The sequence below is a fragment of the uncultured Paraglaciecola sp. genome, from assembly GCF_943787955.1.
Lineage (GTDB): Bacteria > Pseudomonadota > Gammaproteobacteria > Enterobacterales > Alteromonadaceae > Paraglaciecola.
Genome location: NZ_CALSOK010000010.1, coordinates 168646 through 188461 on the forward strand (window position 1 = coordinate 168646; position 19816 = coordinate 188461).

The window sequence follows — 19816 nt, forward strand, 5'->3', positions numbered from 1 at the left end:
TGAAATAAGTATAGAAAATTTGTCACATGTTGCGTTGCAGTAAAATAATTATAATAATCAATAGGAATTTCAATGAAAGGCAGATGTAAATGAGGTAAGTGGGTAAGCAAAATACATTGTGGTCTTCAGATTTTGCCCCCGCTTTTATCATATTCAAGACTCGAACTTACGCCAGAATTTATAAGTGCTCAGGGCTTAGGACTTATTCTTATACCCAATTAAATAACCGCTAGATTTACGCCCATTATCAATTTCAGGGCCAATAGGGCCAAAAATGTAACTTTAATTGAACAACCTTGCACCTGAGGCTAATCGAACCCGAGTAAAGGGAAAAAACTGTTGATGATGACACCTTATTATTGGGAGGCTACCGCAGAGAAAAAGCAGAAGTTGATGGGTAACTTGTAATAATTTACCGTTGATTTTGATATTAGAGCCTTTGTTAAAACCTAATTGTAGGACTTGCCCCAGCGTATCTTTGAGAACTTTTATAGGGATAAAACATAAACATGGAGGTCTGGTTTTTGGGGCATTTACCAGCATTTTCAGGCGCTAACCGACGTTTAATTTTACACTCGTTATTTCGGATTTTAGAAAATTTAAGACATTCAACCTCAGGTAAGTCTGTTAATATGAATTCTGTTCATTACCATAAACAAAAGCAATATTCAGAGCTGGCTTGCACAACAGTGGGAAGCGCTTGTTCTGAATGATGAGAAAACCGTTGAGTGATATACGAGAAGTCTGGGTTTTCAACTTCTTATATTCAATGAATGATGGAATTTTAAATAACAGTTAGATTGCTCTACGACAGTTAGAGGTAAATGTGTTGGTAGCATTTTAAACAAAGGATAACGAAATCTTATGAAAAAAGTAGTGGTGTTAGGTGGCGGTGGATTCATCGGTGGCCATCTGGCCAAAAGACTAAAAGATGATGGAAATCAAGTGACAGTCTGTGATATCAAGAACCATGAGTATTCGGAATCAAGCACAATTTGCGACAAATTTATTGTTGGCGACTTAAGAGATCCCAACATAGTATCTAGCGTAATCAGCGCAGACACAGATGAAGTATATCAACTGGCTGCAGATATGGGGGGAGCGGGTTATCTCTTCACTGGTGACAATGACGCCAACGTCATGCACAATTCTTCGTTGATCAACTTAAATGTTATACATGAATGCACAAAAAAACAGGTGAAGAAGGTATTTTACGCATCCTCAGCCTGCGTTTATCCGGAACATAATCAATTAGATCCAAATAACCCCATCTGTGAAGAATCAACTGTCTACCCTGCAAGTCCTGACTCCGAGTATGGTTGGGAAAAATTATATTCTGAAAGGTTATTCTTGGCTTTTAACAAGAATTATGACATAGATGTGAGGATTGGCCGGTTCCATAACATTTTTGGACCTATGGGCACATGGTCGGGAGGTAAAGAAAAGGTACCTGCTGCAATATGTAGAAAAACCGCAGAATCTAGCAATACTGTAGAAGTATGGGGCGATGGGTTACAAACGCGCTCGTTCTTATACATTGACGAATGTGTTGAAGCTGTTATTCGATTAATGGAATCCGATTTTATGGGGCCGGTTAATATTGGATCCCAAGAAATGATATCCATTAATGAGCTAGCCCAAATGGTGATTGATATCTCTGGAAAGAACATAAGTGTTCAGAATGTTCAAGGTCAAACATTCGTTGATAAATATGGATTCAGTTGTCCCGAGGGAGTCAGAGGGCGAAACTCTGACAATAGGCTGTATAAAGAAAAAATAGGCTGGGCTGTATCGCAACCATTACGAGCTGGCCTAGAGCAAACTTATCGCTGGATTAACCAGGAAGTTCATAACTCAAAGCGCTAAGCTACAAATGCCTATGTTCAACAAAGTCTGGAATGATTTTACGTTAGGTAGTTCTCACTCATAACTTGTTAACATAGTCGATTAATATGAGGGACAGTGCTCAAAGGCAATTTAAATTGTTTTTTGAGCTGGTGTTTTCCCTAACTTGAGATATATTTTTCAAATGAGGTATCGAATGAAAAGCAATCAAAATATGCGTTGTTATTTACTATTTTAGGTGCCGGCCATACAGTAAAATCAATGAGGGATAATACTAGCCGCCGACATTATCTTGTTATGACCTCTAAAAATGTACCGTCTGTAAATGGGGATAATGTTGGAACAAGGTGGGAAAGACGTTAGTCGTGAGCCTGTGACTACTATTAGCAATTAATCCTGCAATAATTTGGCTCTAAAGCAGCTCCTAAAGCTAATATATCACTGTCTCGTTCGGTTTTCCCAGTCAAAACATTAGCTTGAATATAGCCTAAGAAATAGAAGAAACTCAGCCGCCCAAAGCTTTCATAGACTCATGGATCAGGTAAAAAGTGGTTCGTGCCAATTATAGATCTTCATTGTAGAATTAATTCAGGTGGGGGAAAGACCTAAAAAGTGGTCCCTGGCATTGTTAAGGTTATCAGCTAGCCTATTCAGCTAAAAGATTTTTACAATGAATGTCTGCGCAATTCGTGTAAAAGCTTTAGTTAGCTGACGTATAAGTTTTAAGTTGACTCTGACCCTGAGGTATCCCCACGAAATAAACGGTAAGTAATTTTAAAAGAGTTTGGAACATTCACGGTATTTGGTGATCAGATCAATCGCCAAACATCTCTAACCGGTAAATACCATGAATGCAATTGTTATTTTGAAGAAGTTCCTTACAACTGTCACGCCTAAAATGCATAAAGTTAGACGTGCGTCATTAACCAGCTGTGTGAGCAGTTTGCTAAATGGAGCCAAAGCCACTGTAACTGGTATAGGACGCGGCATATCATCTTCAGCATATGAAAAGCATCGCATCAAACAAGCCGACCGATTGTTGTCTAATAAACATATTATTAACGAACAATTACCTATCTATCAAGCAATCTACACGCAATATGCGAATGCTTCGTTACGTCCTATTATTCTGATTGACTGGTCGGATTTAGATACGCATAAAGGCTGCTTTTTGCTAAGGGCTTCAGTGGCTTTTAATGGTCGAGGAGTAGCTATTTATCAAGAAGTTCATGGTATGAACACGAAAGAGAAACGGTGTACACATAAGGCGTTCTTAGCAAAATTAAAGACGATTATCGATGACGATGTTAAACCGATAATTGTGACAGATGCAGGCTATAAAACGACCTGGTTTAGAGACGTCATTGCTCTGGGGTGGGACTTTGCAGGAAGAGTCCGAAAGCCAATGATGTATGTTAATCAGAAAGAAGACTGGGAGCATACCTCTGAGCTATATAAACGAGCTACCAGTCAACCTATAGGGTTTACTAGCCATATTTGCCGCAGCCAACCTTTAGCATGCACCTTGGTATTATTTAAAGGCAAAAACAAAGGGCGACATAGTTTAACGCGACACAACCTTACCCGACAATCTAAGTGTTCAAAGGTCCATGCAAGAGGCGCTACAGACCCTTGGTTGATTGCTACTTCACTTCCTCGAACCAAGAGTTTAGGTAAAAAGATAGTCGCTATTTATCGGCTGCGCATGCAAATTGAAGAAGAGTTTAGAGATATCAAAAGTAGCTTATTTGGGTTGGGGTTTGAACATCATAAAAGCCGATGTGTACACCGCATTGCAGTACTTATCCTCATCGCCACACTTGCCAGTATTCTAGCTAACATTATAGGTTTGGCCATGTTCATGGGCGGTTTGCACCGTCGTTATCAAGCAAACACAGTTAAGGTTAGACGAGTATTATCGTTTCACTATTTAGGATTGCGGGGCTTCGTAGATAAGCGTTTCAAATTGCTCTGCGAGCAATTTGAAACAGCGGTATTAAATCTCAGAACTATGATTGCAGGCAATTCTAATGATTGAATATTCGTGGGGATCCCTCAGACTCTGACCCTGAGGGACCCAGGCGACTTTAGGTGAGGCAATTAAGGCTGATTATACCTTCGTTGTATTACGTTGCCCCTTTCGGCGCTTAGCTTCGGTGTTTTTAGATAAATTTGTTGCAAAAGAGCCCGACGCTTGGCAATATCGCGATGTACTAAGTCGTAAAGTCGATTTAGATAATCTTTCTTTTCATGATTTTGTTTTATCCTTAAAAAATACCGCTATATTAAATTCCAATATACATTGACGGCCACAAGTCGATTTTTTAATTTATAAAAAATATTCAGAATATTTTTCTTTAGAAAACTTCCCACAAGCGGTAACTCGTTTAAAAGAAAAAAAAGATTTTAACGTGGTCGATGCACGAGAACTAACTGAGCATGGCACTCATAAGTATCAAACAATCAATGATCAATGTTATGCCGATATGCCTGCCTTTGATATTGCCGTGCTGAAACGATCAGGGTAATGTCCAACTCATGCATCATTGTATGATAAAGAACTATTCGATTTGGTTAGTCAGCTTTATGCTCCTAATATTGCATTATATAAAAAAAGGTGTGAGGAGAAAGACCTTTTAAACATTTCTGATGTTTGCTCTCCTATTTTAGATATTTATACGGTAGAACTTGAAGACGTGAAATATAGTTTTGATGTGAATTTTTTAAGAGATGAAGCATTACGCTTAGAGTCAACAGATCTCAAATTAGCGCCGAATTTAATAGCCTTGGCTTACCAATCAAGACCCAATGGCCCTGTGATTAAAGAAAAACATAATGAGTATAAAAACCTGTTGGATAAATACAATGAGGAAGATGTTTAATTAGTTAAAAAAGAATAGGGAGCAAGGTAGGTACTAACCTTTGTTGAGGACGTAATAGTTAATTGCTAATAAGGAGTTCATATTTTTTAAGGATAATGAAACACACGGTAAACTCTCTCAAATAAAACATAATTGAATTGTTTTATTCATTGGTAATGACACTTAAATTTATATATTGGAAATATTCTAGTTGAACGTAGCAGAAAAAAAATTGATAAAAATTAAATTAGCAGCAATAGCCAGAGACGAAGCGGCCTATTTGCCAGAATGGATTTTTCACCACCTTGATTTTGGTTTTGATGAAATTGAAATTTATATCAATAACACGGTTGATAACTCATCAGCAGTACTTGAAAATATAACTGATAATTATCCGGTAAAAGTAATCAATGCCGATAAGTTATTTAAAAAATCCTCTTCTAACTTTCAATCTCTAGCCTATACAGAAATAACTAAAAATGCGCTTGCTGATGGTTTTACTCATTTAATGTTGTTAGATATCGATGAATTTTGGACCCCCGCTGATTTTAAAACATCTATTAAAGAGGCTATACGGTTATTTAATTATCCTCAAGTGATCAATTTTAATTGGTTTGTTCACTGTGATGAAGAGCCATTTTCAACTTAATGGCCCTTGGGAAAAAGTACGATTACATAATGTAACAGGTAAAGATCTTGTTTATACCCGTGGTAATGGAGATAGTTTTGATTTTGGTGATTCAAAATTGTGTGGATTATCGAATGCACAGTGTTTAACACATGATTATTTTGTTATTCACCGTATGTATAGAAGTGAGATGGAGTATATCTCTTTACTAGGTAGAGGTAGGGCTAATAAATCAAAGATTAAAAATAATAGACCTGGGTACTATAAATCTGAAGAAATAGATAAGCTGGGGAACGATTATGATGTGATCGAGTTTTCTCCTGATTTATTGAAAGACTATTATTTGAGATTTGATCAGTTTATTCAAGCTTGTTCATTAGCTCCTATTATTGCTCAGAGTGAAACTTTTATTAAAAGTAGATTTGATAAAGTCATGGGTTGGGCTGCAAAAGCCAAAGGTAGCGATGCTGATTTATTTTACAAATTATTCTTAAATATCCAATTACCACAAGTTATTGATTTAAGAAAAGTCTTATACCGTAAAGTTGTTCAAAATAAACTTGATCAAAGAGTAATGATTAAACATTCATGGTTGTATTTAATATACAGCATAGCAACCAAGTTATTTCATCATTTAGGATTAACGCGTTTAACGCGTAAGTTTGCTTTTTATGCTTCTAAAAATGCATTTGATACGAATGATAAATTATTGCTAGATGGTGCTGAAATAGCTTTGAAAAAGATCTCGTTCCCTAAACAAAAGTATGCTGATTTTTACCGTGAAATGGCTATTTATTATTATAACCAAGGGGAACTTATACTGGCTTGTCGTTTCATTAATGAAGCTAATAAATGCCGACCAAATGGGCCAATGATTATTAAGTTGCATAAATTGTATAATGAAGAAAGCTAATAAGGTGTCTTAAACCAGACGTATTGCGTTTATATTGTTGCTTATTTTACATGATTTTTTAAAAAAAGAGTTGTACCCATATTATGTTTTGGTCACCCATTCCCACTACCGATTTGTATTTCTTGAACAGTTGTAACCCGCTTATTTCAAACTATCCGTGGCAAGATATTAATAACACTAAACCGATTAAACGTTTAGGTGACAATACCTTTCAGTGTGGTAATGAGGTGTTGGTGATCCGGCGTGATAAAGAAAAGTTATTGCGGTCAATTATTAGTAATAAAGCCTTAGAGCTTATTTATTTAATTGACGACAACATTTGGCAAGCAAAATACGATACTAGTTTACCCGAAGAGTATAAAAACAGGTTGAATAACTTTGCTTGCGGTATGGCTAATCAATTAATTAATTAATAAAGCCTCGTTGGTAGTGGTGTCTAATAATAATTTAATTCCCCACTCACCAAATAATAAAGCAATAGCTTGTTTGCACCCTCTTTGGCATGCAGTACCTCCTAGCGGCGCTCACTTTAACGTTAATGAAAGTAATGCTGAAATAAAACTAGTACATTTAAGAATGAATAGCCATTTAGCTGGTTTTGAATTTTGTTATGCCATTGTTGAGCGTTTATTAGCTAAATATGAGCAGCTTTCTTTTAGTTATTATTCTAACCAGCTCTTAATGGGCGAGTTAGACCATCACCCAAGGGTGAACCGTAAAAAAGTGATGCGTTGGGCTAAGTATAAAAAGTACTTTAAGCGTTTTACTATTGCTGAGCAATGTTATCACTTAGCGCTTTATCCTATTGTTGATACGCCTATTAATAACTCACGTTCTATTAATAAAATTTTAGAAACAAGTTTGGTTGGTTGTGCAGGTGTGTACAGTGATTCATGGAATTACGCACAATATATACAACATGGTACTAACGGCTTAAGCCTTAATAATAGTGTTGAGCTGTGGATTGATGAAATATCTAGGTTAATTGACCCCCCTGATGCTTTACAGGCTTTATATCAGGGAAGTGTTACTAACTTTCACCAGTTAAACAGTCATCAAGAACAAAAGCGTTTTTGGCAACAACATTTTGTAGGAGTGGTATGAGTTTTACGAGCCAAGTGATTCGTTTGTTTTTTATGAAACCTCACCGAGTGTTAATCGCTCTTTTTTGGTTTATGCAAGGTAAAAAACAACGAGCGCTTAACCGGTTACGTTTGTTAGTAACACCTGAGATGCATTATCAATTATGGTTAAGCCAAAAAGAGAAAGAGGCTTTACATCCAGCAAGTACTAATAATGTAGCTGATGATTCGCAATCGCCTATTCGCTTTCTGGTTTGTTGTTGTGATGGCCAAATGCTCTATGTACAAAATATGGATCAAAAAACACATGCAATATTAGCAGGCATAGGCATTGGTAATATACCAAAAGAGCGGATCCAAGGTTATCTTGATAAAGGCGTACTTTTACCTTTGGGTATTAAACAACAAGATAACGCTGAGTCTTTTTTAGCATGGAAAATCAATAACAAAGTAAAGGATTAAGAGCCCTCACCGAAATGTTAATGGTTTAGAAAGACGTCGATAAAGCCTTCAAACTAGCTGCCAGACCATTATTCGACAGTATTATTGGCTTCCTGAGTTTGTAACGGTGTTGTGTCTGTGATGAATATATCTTTACAAGATAGCCAGCCATATTAAATAACAAAGAAGCTAACAAAAAAGCCAACAAGTCTTTGATGGTGTTATAATTTGTAGCTAACTACTAACGTAACCAACAAGGTTGATAATAGTCTTATGCCATCATGGATATGCCCCTCTTGTTCAAATGTGCTGTCACTAAATAATCATATCTGGGCTTGTTCCAATGGCCATAGTTATGATGTGGCTAAAGAGGGATATGTGAATTTGCTATTAGTCCAACATAAAAATAGCAAACAGCCTGGTGACAATAAACAAATGGTTAATGGGCGCCGTGCCTTTTTGGCGTTAGGGTTTTATCAACCCCTGGCGGATGCTATTTCCTACATCTTTAATCAGCACCTTGCAACAATTACACACGAGTCTGCAGTGAGTTTCTTCGATGCGGGTTGTGGTGAAGGTTATTACATGGCTCAAGTGAGTCAATATTGCAACCAAACTGACCTTCAGATTGAGTTTAGTGGCTTGGATATTTCTAAGTTCGCAGTACAAAAAGCCGCGAAAAAATATTCAAATAATCACTATGCTGTAGCCAGCACGTTTCAACTGCCGTTAGAAAACAACAGTCAAGATGCAGTTTTACAAATTTTCGCGCCCAGCAGCGAACTTGAAATTCATCGAGTATTAAAGTCCAGCGGAATATGGATAACCGTTAACCCAGCAGCGAATCATTTATTTGAGTTTAAACAGGCCTTATACGACAAACCGACTGAGCACAAAGCAGAACAAGTCACGCCTCAAGAGTTTGAATTATCACAACAGTTAAATATTAACTTTGTTATGCAACTTACTGAACCCGAGCAAAGGGAAAACCTGTTGATGATGACACCTTATTATTGGTCGGCTACTGCAGAGAAAAAGCAGATGTTGGTGGATAACTTACAACAGTTTACCACTGATTTTGATATCAGAGTGTATGTTAAAACCTAATGGTAGAGCCTGACCCAGCGTGTTTTTGAGAGCTTTTATAGAGATAAAATATTAAATCGGGGGGCAGGGTCAACTTAAAATTTATATGTCAGCTAGTTTAAGCCTTGATACGAATTGCGCAGATATTCATTTTAAGAGTCGGTTATCGGATACTTTTGGCAATGACAGAACCCACTTTTTAGGTCTTTCATCCTGAATTAATTTTACAGTTTAGGTCTGCAAATGGCACAAAGATCTCAGCCAAGATTAACGTTCGACTCTACTCATTATAGCTTTCAATGTTGGAGGTGTCTTAACGAGTATTGTGATGAACAGCAACCACTAAGTTCTTTATTGAACAAACTTAAGACCTTTGCACACGGCGGCTTAAGGTTGGTTTTTCTGACACTTTCGCACTAGCAGTATTTGCAGCTTGAAGTGTTCATACCACAAAATCATGCTAGTTGCAGCCGAGTGAGAAGTTTCCACGGCTGCCCATCGTTTATTTAAGTTGTGACTTAAAGTAGTTAAAGGAATGGAGAAAGGCATCACGGATTTTTTTCGCTTCCTTCAGATACTCGTCCATTTTTTCCTCACTTTCCTCTTTCCACTTGTTGTGGTTGAATTAACCGGACACTTCAATAAAGGATTATAATCCTGTTAATTGAGGTGAATATGACTAAACGAACAAATAAACATTATCCCGCAGAATTTAAACAAGAAGCGGTCGCTCTGGTAATAGAGCAAGACTATCCAATCGTACAAGCTGCTGCATCTTTAGGTGTGACAGACAAACTACTTTACAACTGGGTAGCTAAGCATAAGAAACAGGCACTAGGTGATGCATTATCTGGTGATGAACGGGCAGAGTTAATTCAGCTCAGGAAAGATAGTAAACGTCTACAAATGGAGCGTGAAATCCTAAAAAAGGCCAGTGCCTTCTTCGCGAAAGAAATGAAGTAAGATATTCTTTTATAAGTGAGCTTGATGCGAAGTATCCGGTGTCAGTTGCTTGTAAAGTGATGGAAGTGAGTTCGTCAGCATACTACGCATGGCTAAAAAAACCTGGTGAACTCATTAGCGCTCAAATGCTAAGACTGTATCGACGAGCCAAAGCATTATTCAAGGCAAGTCGAAACAGTTTAGGCAGCAGAGAGCTTGCTAAAGCACTACGCAAAGAAGGCTTTGAAATAACGCGGTATCGCGCCATTAAGTTAATGGAACGGCTTAAATTAGTTGTGACTCAGCGAATAGCTTATAAAGTGACAACCAAGCGCAAACACAGTGATGCTGTGGCTGACAACTTGCTAAATATGAATTTCAATCCTGTTGGACCCAATCAAATTTGGGCGGGTGATGTGTCCTATTTAAAGACTGGTGAGGGCTGGTTATATCTAGCAATTGTCATGGATTTGTACTCACGCCGTATTGTGGGCTGGCATATATCAAAACGCATGACGCGTGATTTGGTCGAGCAAGCGCTGATAAAGGCTCATAACTTACGCAAACCACCAAAAGGTTTGGTGGTTCACAGTGACAGAGGCTCTCAGTACACGAGTAAAGGCTTTAGAAATCTACTGTCGCGATTAGGTTGTCGAGCTAGTATGGGGGATGTTGGAGCTTGCTGGGATAATGCTGTTGTGGAGCGCTTCTTTGGAAGTTTAAAGCATGATTGGTTGTTTAAAGTACCGCAGCCCACTCGAACACATATGCGAGAAGATGTTGCTAGGTACATGAAATATTATAATGTTGAGCGACTACATTCAGCTAATTTGGATCAATCGCCAATTGAATTTGAAAACTCCTTTAGAAAAGTGTCCGGTTGGACTTGACCAGAACAACTAGTCTAATTTATCAGTTAGCGGTTTAGCTTGTTCTTTTAACGATGCGATTTGCTTTTCGATTTCAGCTTTGACCTCAGCTTGGGCCTGGCCGGCTTTAACTTCAAGTTCTGCTATTTTTTCACTAAACTCATCAACAGTTTGCTTAAGTTTGGTTGCATATTCATCGCGTTTGCTCATTTTTACCCCGATTATGATTTGATTAACACTAAGATTTAGAACCAATCTTATAAGATAGGAATGAAAAACTTTTTGACGCACGTCAATTCTTGACTAAATACTCTTAAGCTAAGAGCTTTGCAGTCTTGGCGATTCAAAAAACGTGTAAAGTATTCTGACATTGGGAGGGGATGTCTGGTTATGGCAAGTTTCAGACGCACTCTAAAACTTTGCGAACGACCGCTTTACAATAAAGCCATCGAAGACTAATACTCACTAACCAGCCGCCGATTGTCTTTGAAAACGACCAGTGTATAGGTGATTCATCCTAAGGCTGATACAAAATTTTTCTGTTGGGTGAGAAAGGCAGAGCTATTACATAAATTGAGAACGTCCCCGCTAATTAAACGGTTCATTGGTTACTTGAATACAGATATACACTTTTCGAAACATTAAAACCCCAGCATTCCCTCAACATTTTTGTAGAATAGCCGCACTCTTAGTGCAGCTTGAATCCCTAATTTATGATAATAATTCCTTCAGCCCGCTTAAGTTATACATTAATGACGAAAGCAGACAGCGAATTGTTCTTTCAACTCGATCAAGACCCACAGGTGATGCGATTTCTCAATGGCGGCAAACCCGCTACCATGACCGAAATAAACGAGATTTTTATTCCTCGAATGGAACGTTATCTCAATGAGCAAAAAGGGTGGGGATTGTGGCAAGTCAATATTAGCTCAAGCAACGAATATATTGGTTGGATATTCGTGCGGCCAATGCACTTTTCTCAGAGGCACCCGAGTTCGATAATGTAGAACTGGGCTGGCGCTTTTTTCAGTCACCTTGGGGCAAAGGGTATGCCAGTGAAGCTGCTTTACACATCAAGAATACCCTTGCAAATAACGATCTTAAACATTTCTCTGCCATTGCTGTAAAAGATAATCTTGGTTCAATAGCCGTAATGAAAAAAATTGATATGTCCTACGTAAAAACCTATCTGCATAAGGACCCATTGTTTGAGCGCCACGTTGTATATTATCAATTTTAAAGATAAATGTGGTACTAGCAGAAATCACATATCAACAGCACTGGTTTACGAGTATGTTGGGCTAGATAAAATCCTTAACCTGCATCAATCATGGTCATATGATTATTACACTTCTTGCAAACGAATTGATGCTAACTGGTTACGTGATAGGGGATGTTTTGTCTGGCTTTTCGAACAGTCCTCTGCGCTAAACGCTTATATTTTGTACAGTAGGGATAACAAGCGTTTTATTTAGCGATAATATTGTCGTTAAAGATATTTTATTTATAAGGGGCGAATTGAGCGTTTTGCCGAAAAGCGACTGAGATGTTTCATTCCTTGGCTAAGAATATTAAGGTCAACCTGACTAAAGACTTCGTCGCGTGTGTTTAAATCAAACACACGCACATTGCCATTTTTCATGATTTCGATCCGTTGCTTGTTGGTTAATAACATCACTTTACTGCCTTTTGTGCTGACAATATAGTTGAGGTTACCTTTCTGGGTGAGTGAACTCCCAGTACTGTAGGCTTTAGGCTGTGCTGCACAGCCCAATAAATTTAATGCTGTTGGTGCAATATCTTCTAAGCTAGACATCGATTTATTAATGGTGATGTTGCTCAACAATGTATTTTTAAAAGCGTGCTGAGCAACCAGGTTTGTGACTATAACTTGATATTGCGTTAAGACCTTTTCTGTTAATATTTCATCCAATTGCGCTGCTTCGACAAAACCAATGGATAAATTGCTCGTGGCATCGAACACGCCTTGTTTAAATTTTCGCCAACCTTGTTGATAACTTGCCAAGCTGTTGATAGCTAGTATTATTGAGATACAACGCTACGTTTAACCCCATTGAGTTGGGTAATTGTAATAATAGTGGCGAGTAACTTTTCAAAGCTGAGTGATACAACTCAGGCAAGCCGTATAAAACAGTTGTGATGCCATTGTCTATAGAGGATTCCAGCAGGTAGTGATGCTCAAAGTTAGACAGGCCTGATTTGGAAACTGGCAATTCTCCTTCTACTAGTGATAACAGCAAAACTTTTTTGCTGTTATCTACTGAGCAATAAACTGACTCTGCTGGATAAATAATACCCTTGATGGTTTGATTGAATTGCAACGCTTTGCGTTGCTGGTAGTCTTCTATATCGAGCAGGCTGTATTTGGCCATCAAGGTTTTAGCCGTCGCTGGATAAGACAGGGGGAACATATTGTCTTGCTGCACAATTGGCTGATACAGGTTGGCATCAGCCCAAACATGCAAGGCATGGCTGATAACAAAACAGCTCACAAAAAATCCACTGATAGGTAATCCTAATTTGCGATTTTGTAATCTGCCGATGCGTTGCCATAACGCATTCGCAACAATTAATTGAAATGACAACCAAACAACAAATAACAACAGCAGAAAGCCCCACTGTTGCCAACCAAACTGAGCGATGGCAGTTTGTGTTTCGGCGCGTATCAACTCAGCTGAATTAAGACTGAGGTGTACGCCATACTTATTATACAGTAGTGCATCAAAAGCCAATAATGCTAAGCCCAAAGCGGCTAAAACTGAACTCAGTGTTTTCACCACTTTTACATTGGGCACTAAGTAGCACAATGGTAGGATAAGCATGATAAACCCAAAAAATGTCAAAAACCCTATATGGCTCAACCAGTTGGTGAATAGGTAAAAGGTGCCAATTACCGAACCAGGAGCCGGAGAATTAAGAATATAAATAGCCGCAATAGTGACTGCGATAATAATATTAAGCAGCGCAAACCAGTGACTCCAGTTAACCAATTGGGTGACTACTTTTCTGCGTGGGGTTTCTGCTAGGATCATTTAACCTGTCGACCTTTTTTTATTTTCCGTTGATACTTTTTAGTAGCACTTGTGTAAACTGTTCGGCCATCTGTTGACGCTGGTTTTCTGGCACTTGCTGATGAAATATATTAGTAACGACATTCCCTAACACCATAAGTGATAGGTCTCGGTTTGCTTTGCTTTTCTCTAAGGCAATAATGATGTCATGCATGATGGCTTCAAATTGGCTGTCAGAGTATTTGGATTGTTGGGGCATGTTGCTTAGCTCAGAAATAATAGCATATTGTATTAATATGATAGTAACAATGGTCTAGATGAAATGCTAATAAACCAGCAAGTTAACGACCAAATTTAATTGATTTTTGTTAAGGAAAGAATGTGAGTGCGTTGATCCATCATTTTGTTGTACACCAGTTGGCCGTTAATCAACAACAGGAGCTTACCCTAGTTCCCCGAGCGAGTTGTTTTGATGTGTGCCCTGAAATAGAAAACTTGGCTCAACAAATTAATCATGCCTTTAATACTAAGCCTGGTCAAGGGTGTCGGTGCGTTTGTGGCTGAACAATGCTGAGATAGTCAGTGTCAGTCGAGAGCCGTTCAGCTCATAAAGAGCCATCTGCTCAAGAGCAGCCTACTTCTATGGCTCCTCACGCGGTGTCATTTAAAACATTGTTAGAAGACATGCAGTCTGAAAAACAGACTTTGTTGAATTTAGTATTCAAGCCAGTGAGTTGTTGAAAAAGTCTTTAATTGATACGGGCACCCTTGAAACGGGTTTTGTGGTGTTTAGCCATTACCAATTTTTAGCCACTGATTATTTGATGATTGCGATTATTAATACTAAGCAACATGTTGAGATAAACCGGCGATTTAGAGCTAACCAGCAGTGACCATTTAGATTTAGCCAAAATGCAATTGGCGGTGAGAATTGATTTGACTCAATTAGCTGTGACCGCTGAGCAATTGCGTTATATCAGTTTTATCAAAGGGCGCATGGGGCGCAAAGTATCAGACTTTTTCATGCATTTTATTGGTTGTGAAGAATTGGTTGATGTTAAAGCAACAAAATAAACAGTTATTAACCACTGTGGATGCGTTTCTTGCCTCTGAACAACTAGATCCCAACTGAGAAAGACCAAGCACGAGATACGGTTTCAAATTATTACAAAGAAAAACTGGAGTTGGGTGAAGATATTCAGATTCAGGAATTGGCTGCTAAGTTGCCCAGTGACCATATAAGCTTTGAAGAATTTAACCAACAGCGCAGAAGCGCCAGTCGAAGAACAATTTCAAGCCGATCGCGCGTGATTAAAAACCTTAGCTAAATTTAGTGGCCAGGGTGGGGGTGTTTCACTCAGTTTTGAGCGTAAATTATTAGGTGATAGAGTCAGTTACGATGCGGGTTCTGATACTTTGATGATCAGAGGCATTCCACCCAACTTGAAAGATCAACTTTTGAAATCACAAAGCTGACATCTGCCTCGTTATCTTTATAATACCGCTAATAGATTAACAGCTTCACAGAACAGGATATATACACTTTTTATGCAATTATTCGTTAATGATTTGACCGTAATGGATTTTTCTTACCTTTGCCCAGAGCGTGGCATGGTAGGAGAAAGCTGGATAGTAGACGTGGTCCTAAGCGGTGATTTGAATGAAGAAAGCATGGTGTTGGACTTTGGTAAAGTTAAAAAGCAACTCAAACAACTTATTGATGAATACATCGATCACAAACTGTTAGTGCCGGTGGAGCATGAATACAGCCATGTGTGAGCATGATCGAAAAGTCAGACAGAGTAAAAGTTGATTTTATTCGACCCGACAATAAATCTATTCATTTGAACTGCCCTGCTGAAGCTTATGCCTTTGTGTATTCACAAAATGTGACTATGCCTTCGGTGAGTGATTATCTTAAAGATGTGATTGCCACGCACTTACCAGAGAACGTAGCCGGTCTTGAGTTAAATTTGCGAGCGGAAGTCATTAATACTCCATTTTATCACTACACCCACGGCCTTAAAAAGCATGATGGCAATTGCCAACGGATTGCTCATGGCCACCGCTCTAAGGTTGTTGTCTTCGAAAACCAGCAAGAAAGTATCAAGTGGCAAGAATATTGGGCCAAACGTTGGTGTGATATCTACATTGGCTCTAATGAAGATATTGTAGATATTAAGGAAACCGTTTTTTCGTTGCTGTATCCAGATCCTAATCACCACCATGTTTTTGCATATGAATCTTCACAAGGCAGATTTGAACTGGCTATTCCTAAAGCAGAATCAGAAATGATTGATACAGATACCACCGTAGAATGTTTAGCGCAATTTATGGCAGATGAACATAAACGTTTAGAGCAGTAGCAGCGACTTTAAAGTGTTGGCTTATGAAGGTGTTGGCAAAGGAGCGATTGCTTTTGCTTAGATCCATCTTAGTTTGGTTTGCTTTGTGTTGTGTGTTTTTCAACATTCTCGGTTTTCGCCAGTGACTTTGCAACTAAAAGGTGAAATGACCCAAGGCAGTTTAATTCGTGGGCAAGTGCCAGTTGGTCATAAAGTTTGGTTAAACGATAAGTCACTTAAAGTATCAGCCGATGGTTATTTTGCTTTTGGATTTGGTCGAGATGCCGAGTTAACACATCAACTCAAGTGGTCAGACAATCAAGGTGTTGAACAAACTCGGTCGCTGCAGTTACAAACAAGAACGTACGCTATTCAGAAAATTGAAGGGATCCCTAGTAAATACGTTAGCCCGCCCAAAGAGGTAAGTGAACGAATAAAGCTAGATAATCGACAGATAGGTAAAGCGCGGGCCTTAGATGATGCACGTACAGATTTTTACCAAGACTTTATTTGGCCAGCCGAGGGACCTATTAGTGGTGTCTATGGCAGCCAGCGCGTTTTTAACGGTACGCCTAAACGCCCTCATTTTGGCTTAGACGTGGCCGCTCCAACAGGCACGCCTGTGTATGCACCAGCTAATGGCATTGTGACTTTGTTTGTCCCAGACATGTATTATTCTGGCGGCACTATGATCATCGATCATGGACACGGTGTGTCTTCAACGTTTTTGCACTTGAGTAAAGGGCATGTAGAAGCAGGCACCTCAGTAAAACAAGGCGATTTGGTTGCAGAAATTGGATCTACTGGACGAGCCACTGGACCTCATCTGGACTGGCGGATTAATTGGTTCAAAGAAAGATTAGACCCTGCTTTATTGGTACCTAAACGTTAAATCTCTGCTTATTAATAAAAAGCTCAATATTTACCCTCGCGTTTTCCCTTAACTTCTGTATAATTCGCGCCCTGCCCAGTTGCCCCCGCTTGTGGGAAAGCGGATGAATCATACGACTCGAAGGGGTCAAGGTATTGATTTTTAGCGGTTTTGTGTAGCAGTCGGTAGTGAAATATCGAACACAAAATCATGTAACGATTATTTATATATTTCGGGTAATTTTAAATGAAAACTTTTGTTGCAAAGCCAGAAACGGTAAAACGTGAATGGTATGTGGTTGACGCCGCAGACAAAACTCTTGGTCGTTTAGCGACTGAGATTGCTAGCCGTTTACGCGGTAAGCATAAGCCAGAGTACACTCCTCATGTGGACACTGGTGATTATATAGTTGTGATCAACGCTGAGAAAGTCACTGTTACTGGCAATAAAGCTAAGGGCAAGATTTACTATTCTCACTCTGGTTATCCAGGCGGTCTTAAAGATACGACGTTTGAAAAGTTACAAGCTTTCAAACCAGAGATGATCATTGAAAAAGCGGTTAAAGGTATGTTGCCTAAAGGTCCACTTGGACGCGATATGTTCCGCAAAATGAAAGTCTTCGCTGGCCCTGAGCATAAACATGCTGCTCAGCAGCCTCAAGTCTTAGACCTTTAAGGAGCATTACAGATGGCAGATAATCAATATTACGGCACTGGCCGACGCAAAAGTTCTACCGCTCGTGTTTTTCTTCGCGCAGGTAGTGGCAACATTGTAGTTAATCAACGTCCTCTTGACGTTTTCTTTGGTCGTGAGACTGCACGTATGATCGTGCGTCAACCGCTAGAGTTAGTTGAGATGACTGAAAAGTTTGACCTTTACATCACCGTTGCCGGTGGTGGTATTAGTGGACAAGCTGGTGCAATTCGTCACGGCATTACACGTGCCTTGATGGAATTTGACGAAACACTTCGTCCAGCATTACGTAAAGCGGGCTTTGTTACTCGTGATGCACGTAAAGTTGAGCGTAAGAAAGTGGGTCTTCATAAAGCACGTAAACGTCCACAATTCTCAAAACGTTAATTGTCACGATCGACAATAGATATTCAAAAACCCAGCTTTTGCTGGGTTTTTTATTGCCTACCTTTTGTACAAATATCCTTTATCCAATCAATATTCTCTTAAAAATCTGTTAAGTATCGGTAATTCTTCATTTTATTAACGATTTCCTTGTCTTTTATGTGGGTTTTCTTTTATCATTTTCGGTTAATAAGAAAACTTTATTTCTTAAGTCTCATATAAGTCATTTGAAATATAAAGTGTGGTCAAATTAACTCTCGGAGATTAGTGGATGAGCAATGTATCTTTAGATGCGCATGATTCGTCTGAAGCCGAAAACCAACCAAGCAATAGTAATAGACGCCGATTTTTAACGGTTGCGACTTCTGTTGTTGGTGGTGTCGGTGTAGTCGGTGCTGCAGTACCCTTTATCGCATCCTGGAACCCCAGTATCAAAGCAAAAGCTGCTGGGGCCGATGTCGAAGCGGATATCAGTAAAATCCAACCTGGCCAGTTGATCAGAGTTATCTGGCGAAGCCAACCCGTGTGGATTGCCCGCAGAACCCCTCAATCACTCGCTTCTTTATCTGGTGTTGAAGATCAACTAAAAGATCCCAACTCCGATGAAGAGCAGCAGCCCGCATTCGCGAAAAATCAATATCGTTCCTTAAAAGAAGAATATTCTGGTACTCGTGGGTATCTGCACGCATTTAGGGTGTTCACCACAGCATTTGAAAGATGGCGCATTTGAAGAATACGTTGAAGGGGTAGCGCCTGAAGGGCTTTTTCTGTCCCTTGCCATGGCTCTAAGTTTGATATGGCAGGGCGGGTTTTTCAAAATGTACCTGCAGGTCTGAACTCTGGTTGTGCCGCCCTCATATGTTTCTTGACGACAATACTATTTTGATTGGTTCCGAAGAAGGGGCAGCATAACATGTGGAAAAATTTGATGGACTGGGTTGAATATCGTCTTCCCATAATGCGCGTGGCCAATCATGCACGCCATTCAATATCCCGCCCCTCGAAACATGAACTGTTTGGTACATGTTTGGATTTTTAGCGACCATAGTATTAGTTAACCAAATCGTTACAGGCGTATGGCTAACTATGAGCTATACACCTACTGCTGAAGAAGCATTTGCTTCAGTGGAATACATCATGCGTGATGTCGAATACGGTTACTTACTACGCTATATGCATAGTACGGGAGCGTCGGCGTTCTTTATTGTTGTTTATTTGCACATGTTCAGAGGCATGATTTACGGCTCTTATCAAAAGCCCCGTGAGTTATTGTGGTTGTTTGGTATGTTTATTTACTTAGCCCTTATGGCTGAAGCCTTCATGGGATATGTACTTCCATGGGGACAAATGTCTTATTGGGGTGCTCAAGTTATTGTATCTTTGTTTAGTGCTATTCCAGTGATTGGCCCAGATTTAGTTATTTGGATCCAAGGTGATTATGTTATTTCTGGTGCCACATTAAACCGATTCTTCGCTTTGCATGTTATTGCACTACCTCTAGTGATAGTGATTTTGGTGTTCTTGCACATAGTGGCATTGCATGAAGTAGGCTCTAATAACCCTGATGGAACTGACGTTAAACGTAAGAAAGGTTCTCTAAAGGAAGATGAAAAAACTAATTTCAAAATTCACGAATATTACACCGATAAATACGACATCGTTGACGATATAGTGCCGTTCTTCCCGCACATAGTGTTGAAAGGACTTAGTGGGGTTCTGCTTTCTTCTTGCTTGGCGTTCTGCTACATCATGTTCTTCGTTCCAGAAATGGGGGGGTACTTTCTTAGAGGCATCCTAACTTTGAGATCGCTAACCCGTTGAAAA

21 protein-coding genes and 3 pseudogenes are annotated in these 19816 nt (G+C 39.2%); 20 read left to right on the forward strand and 4 right to left on the reverse strand.

What is annotated here, in order from left to right; translation table 11 throughout:
* Nucleotides 1–864: 864 nt before the first annotated feature.
* The 11 genes from Q0Y52_RS08435 to Q0Y52_RS08480 all read left to right on the forward strand — a co-directional run bounded on the left by Q0Y52_RS08435 (nt 865) and on the right by Q0Y52_RS08480 (nt 10688).
* On the forward strand, nt 865–1866 hold the full coding sequence (locus Q0Y52_RS08435) for an NAD-dependent epimerase/dehydratase family protein (protein WP_297820594.1): 1002 nt from the start codon (nt 865–867) through the stop codon (nt 1864–1866).
* An 826-nt stretch (nt 1867–2692) separates the two neighbouring features.
* Nucleotides 2693–3883, forward strand: a complete 1191-nt coding sequence (locus Q0Y52_RS08440; protein ID WP_297820596.1) for an IS4 family transposase — start codon at nt 2693–2695, stop codon at nt 3881–3883.
* 61 nt (nt 3884–3944) lie between these two features.
* Nucleotides 3945–4151, forward strand: coding sequence for a sulfotransferase family 2 domain-containing protein (locus Q0Y52_RS19450; RefSeq protein ID WP_366939281.1), 207 nt, complete (start codon nt 3945–3947; stop codon nt 4149–4151).
* Nucleotides 4152–4391: 240 nt separating this feature from the next.
* Nucleotides 4392–4727 carry a hypothetical protein gene (locus tag Q0Y52_RS08445; protein ID WP_297820597.1) on the forward strand — a complete coding sequence of 112 codons (336 nt, stop codon included), beginning with the start codon at nt 4392–4394 and terminating at the stop codon, nt 4725–4727.
* Between the two features lie 190 nt (nt 4728–4917).
* Nucleotides 4918–5355 carry a glycosyltransferase family 2 protein gene (locus tag Q0Y52_RS08450; RefSeq protein ID WP_297820599.1) on the forward strand — a complete coding sequence of 146 codons (438 nt, stop codon included), beginning with the start codon at nt 4918–4920 and terminating at the stop codon, nt 5353–5355.
* Nucleotides 5330–6247 (forward strand): hypothetical protein, encoded by a 918-nt coding sequence (locus Q0Y52_RS08455; RefSeq protein WP_297820602.1) that lies wholly within the window; start codon nt 5330–5332, stop codon nt 6245–6247. Before Q0Y52_RS08450 ends, Q0Y52_RS08455 begins: the two co-directional genes overlap by 26 nt.
* 83 nt (nt 6248–6330) lie before the next feature.
* On the forward strand, nt 6331–6660 hold the full coding sequence (locus Q0Y52_RS08460) for a hypothetical protein (RefSeq protein ID WP_297820603.1): 330 nt from the start codon (nt 6331–6333) through the stop codon (nt 6658–6660).
* Between the two features lie 19 nt (nt 6661–6679).
* Nucleotides 6680–7351: a hypothetical protein gene (locus tag Q0Y52_RS08465; RefSeq protein WP_297820605.1), complete on the forward strand. Its 672-nt coding sequence runs from the start codon at nt 6680–6682 to the stop codon at nt 7349–7351.
* Complete coding sequence (locus Q0Y52_RS08470) at nt 7348–7791, forward strand: hypothetical protein (protein ID WP_297820607.1); 444 nt, start codon at nt 7348–7350, stop codon at nt 7789–7791. Before Q0Y52_RS08465 ends, Q0Y52_RS08470 begins: the two co-directional genes overlap by 4 nt.
* A gap of 252 nt (nt 7792–8043) precedes the next feature.
* A complete protein-coding gene (locus tag Q0Y52_RS08475) occupies nt 8044–8877 on the forward strand; it encodes a putative RNA methyltransferase (protein ID WP_366939265.1) in 834 nt (277 codons plus the stop codon).
* A gap of 654 nt (nt 8878–9531) precedes the next feature.
* Nucleotides 9532–10688, forward strand: a protein-coding gene (locus Q0Y52_RS08480; protein ID WP_297816348.1) for an IS3 family transposase whose coding sequence is annotated in 2 segments (ribosomal slippage) — nt 9532–9778 and nt 9778–10688 — 1158 coding nt in all. Because the reading frame shifts where the segments join, the coding sequence is not laid out codon by codon here.
* A 9-nt stretch (nt 10689–10697) separates the two neighbouring features.
* Here Q0Y52_RS08480 and Q0Y52_RS08485 read toward each other — a convergent pair.
* Nucleotides 10698–10958: a hypothetical protein gene (locus Q0Y52_RS08485; RefSeq protein ID WP_297820611.1), complete on the reverse strand. Its 261-nt coding sequence runs from the start codon at nt 10956–10958 to the stop codon at nt 10698–10700.
* Nucleotides 10959–11419: 461 nt separating this feature from the next.
* Here Q0Y52_RS08485 and Q0Y52_RS19455 point away from each other — a divergent pair, with 461 nt between their 5' ends.
* A complete protein-coding gene (locus Q0Y52_RS19455; protein ID WP_366939266.1) occupies nt 11420–11674 on the forward strand; it encodes a GNAT family N-acetyltransferase in 255 nt (84 codons plus the stop codon).
* Entirely contained in the window at nt 11617–11907 is a 291-nt protein-coding gene (locus Q0Y52_RS19460) for a GNAT family N-acetyltransferase (RefSeq protein WP_366939267.1), read from the forward strand. Before Q0Y52_RS19455 ends, Q0Y52_RS19460 begins: the two co-directional genes overlap by 58 nt.
* 264 nt (nt 11908–12171) lie before the next feature.
* Here the strand turns inward: Q0Y52_RS19460 and Q0Y52_RS08495 are convergent, their stop codons facing one another.
* The 3 genes from Q0Y52_RS08495 to Q0Y52_RS08505 are packed head-to-tail and all read right to left on the reverse strand — an operon-like array spanning nt 12172 to nt 13958.
* Nucleotides 12172–12693, reverse strand: a complete 522-nt coding sequence (locus Q0Y52_RS08495) for a hypothetical protein (protein ID WP_297820613.1) — start codon at nt 12691–12693, stop codon at nt 12172–12174.
* A complete protein-coding gene (locus Q0Y52_RS08500) occupies nt 12659–13720 on the reverse strand; it encodes a DUF3413 domain-containing protein (protein WP_297820615.1) in 1062 nt (353 codons plus the stop codon). The genes Q0Y52_RS08495 and Q0Y52_RS08500 overlap by 35 nt, the downstream gene beginning before the upstream one ends.
* A 19-nt stretch (nt 13721–13739) precedes the next feature.
* Nucleotides 13740–13958: a DUF1414 domain-containing protein gene (locus tag Q0Y52_RS08505; protein ID WP_297820617.1), complete on the reverse strand. Its 219-nt coding sequence runs from the start codon at nt 13956–13958 to the stop codon at nt 13740–13742.
* Between the two features lie 122 nt (nt 13959–14080).
* On the opposite strand from Q0Y52_RS08505, the pseudogene Q0Y52_RS08510 reads away from it, so the two are divergent.
* The 7 genes and pseudogenes from Q0Y52_RS08510 (at nt 14081) to Q0Y52_RS19465 (ending at nt 19813) form a co-directional block, all read left to right on the forward strand.
* Nucleotides 14081–15175: pseudogene (locus Q0Y52_RS08510) on the forward strand (nucleoid-associated protein).
* Between the two features lie 72 nt (nt 15176–15247).
* Nucleotides 15248–16126, forward strand: a pseudogene (locus tag Q0Y52_RS08515) (6-carboxytetrahydropterin synthase).
* Between the two features lie 84 nt (nt 16127–16210).
* Nucleotides 16211–16936: a M23 family metallopeptidase gene (locus tag Q0Y52_RS08520; protein ID WP_297821487.1), complete on the forward strand. Its 726-nt coding sequence runs from the start codon at nt 16211–16213 to the stop codon at nt 16934–16936.
* 225 nt (nt 16937–17161) lie between these two features.
* Entirely contained in the window at nt 17162–17590 is a 429-nt protein-coding gene (gene rplM, locus Q0Y52_RS08525; RefSeq protein ID WP_293746423.1) for a 50S ribosomal protein L13, read from the forward strand.
* A 12-nt stretch (nt 17591–17602) separates the two neighbouring features.
* Nucleotides 17603–17995 (forward strand): 30S ribosomal protein S9, encoded by a 393-nt coding sequence (gene rpsI, locus Q0Y52_RS08530; protein WP_215927513.1) that lies wholly within the window; start codon nt 17603–17605, stop codon nt 17993–17995.
* A 268-nt stretch (nt 17996–18263) separates the two neighbouring features.
* A pseudogene (gene petA / locus Q0Y52_RS08535) lies at nt 18264–18904 on the forward strand (ubiquinol-cytochrome c reductase iron-sulfur subunit).
* 111 nt (nt 18905–19015) lie between these two features.
* A complete protein-coding gene (locus Q0Y52_RS19465) occupies nt 19016–19813 on the forward strand; it encodes a cytochrome b N-terminal domain-containing protein (protein WP_366939268.1) in 798 nt (265 codons plus the stop codon).
* The last annotated feature ends 3 nt before the right edge of the window (nt 19814–19816 follow it).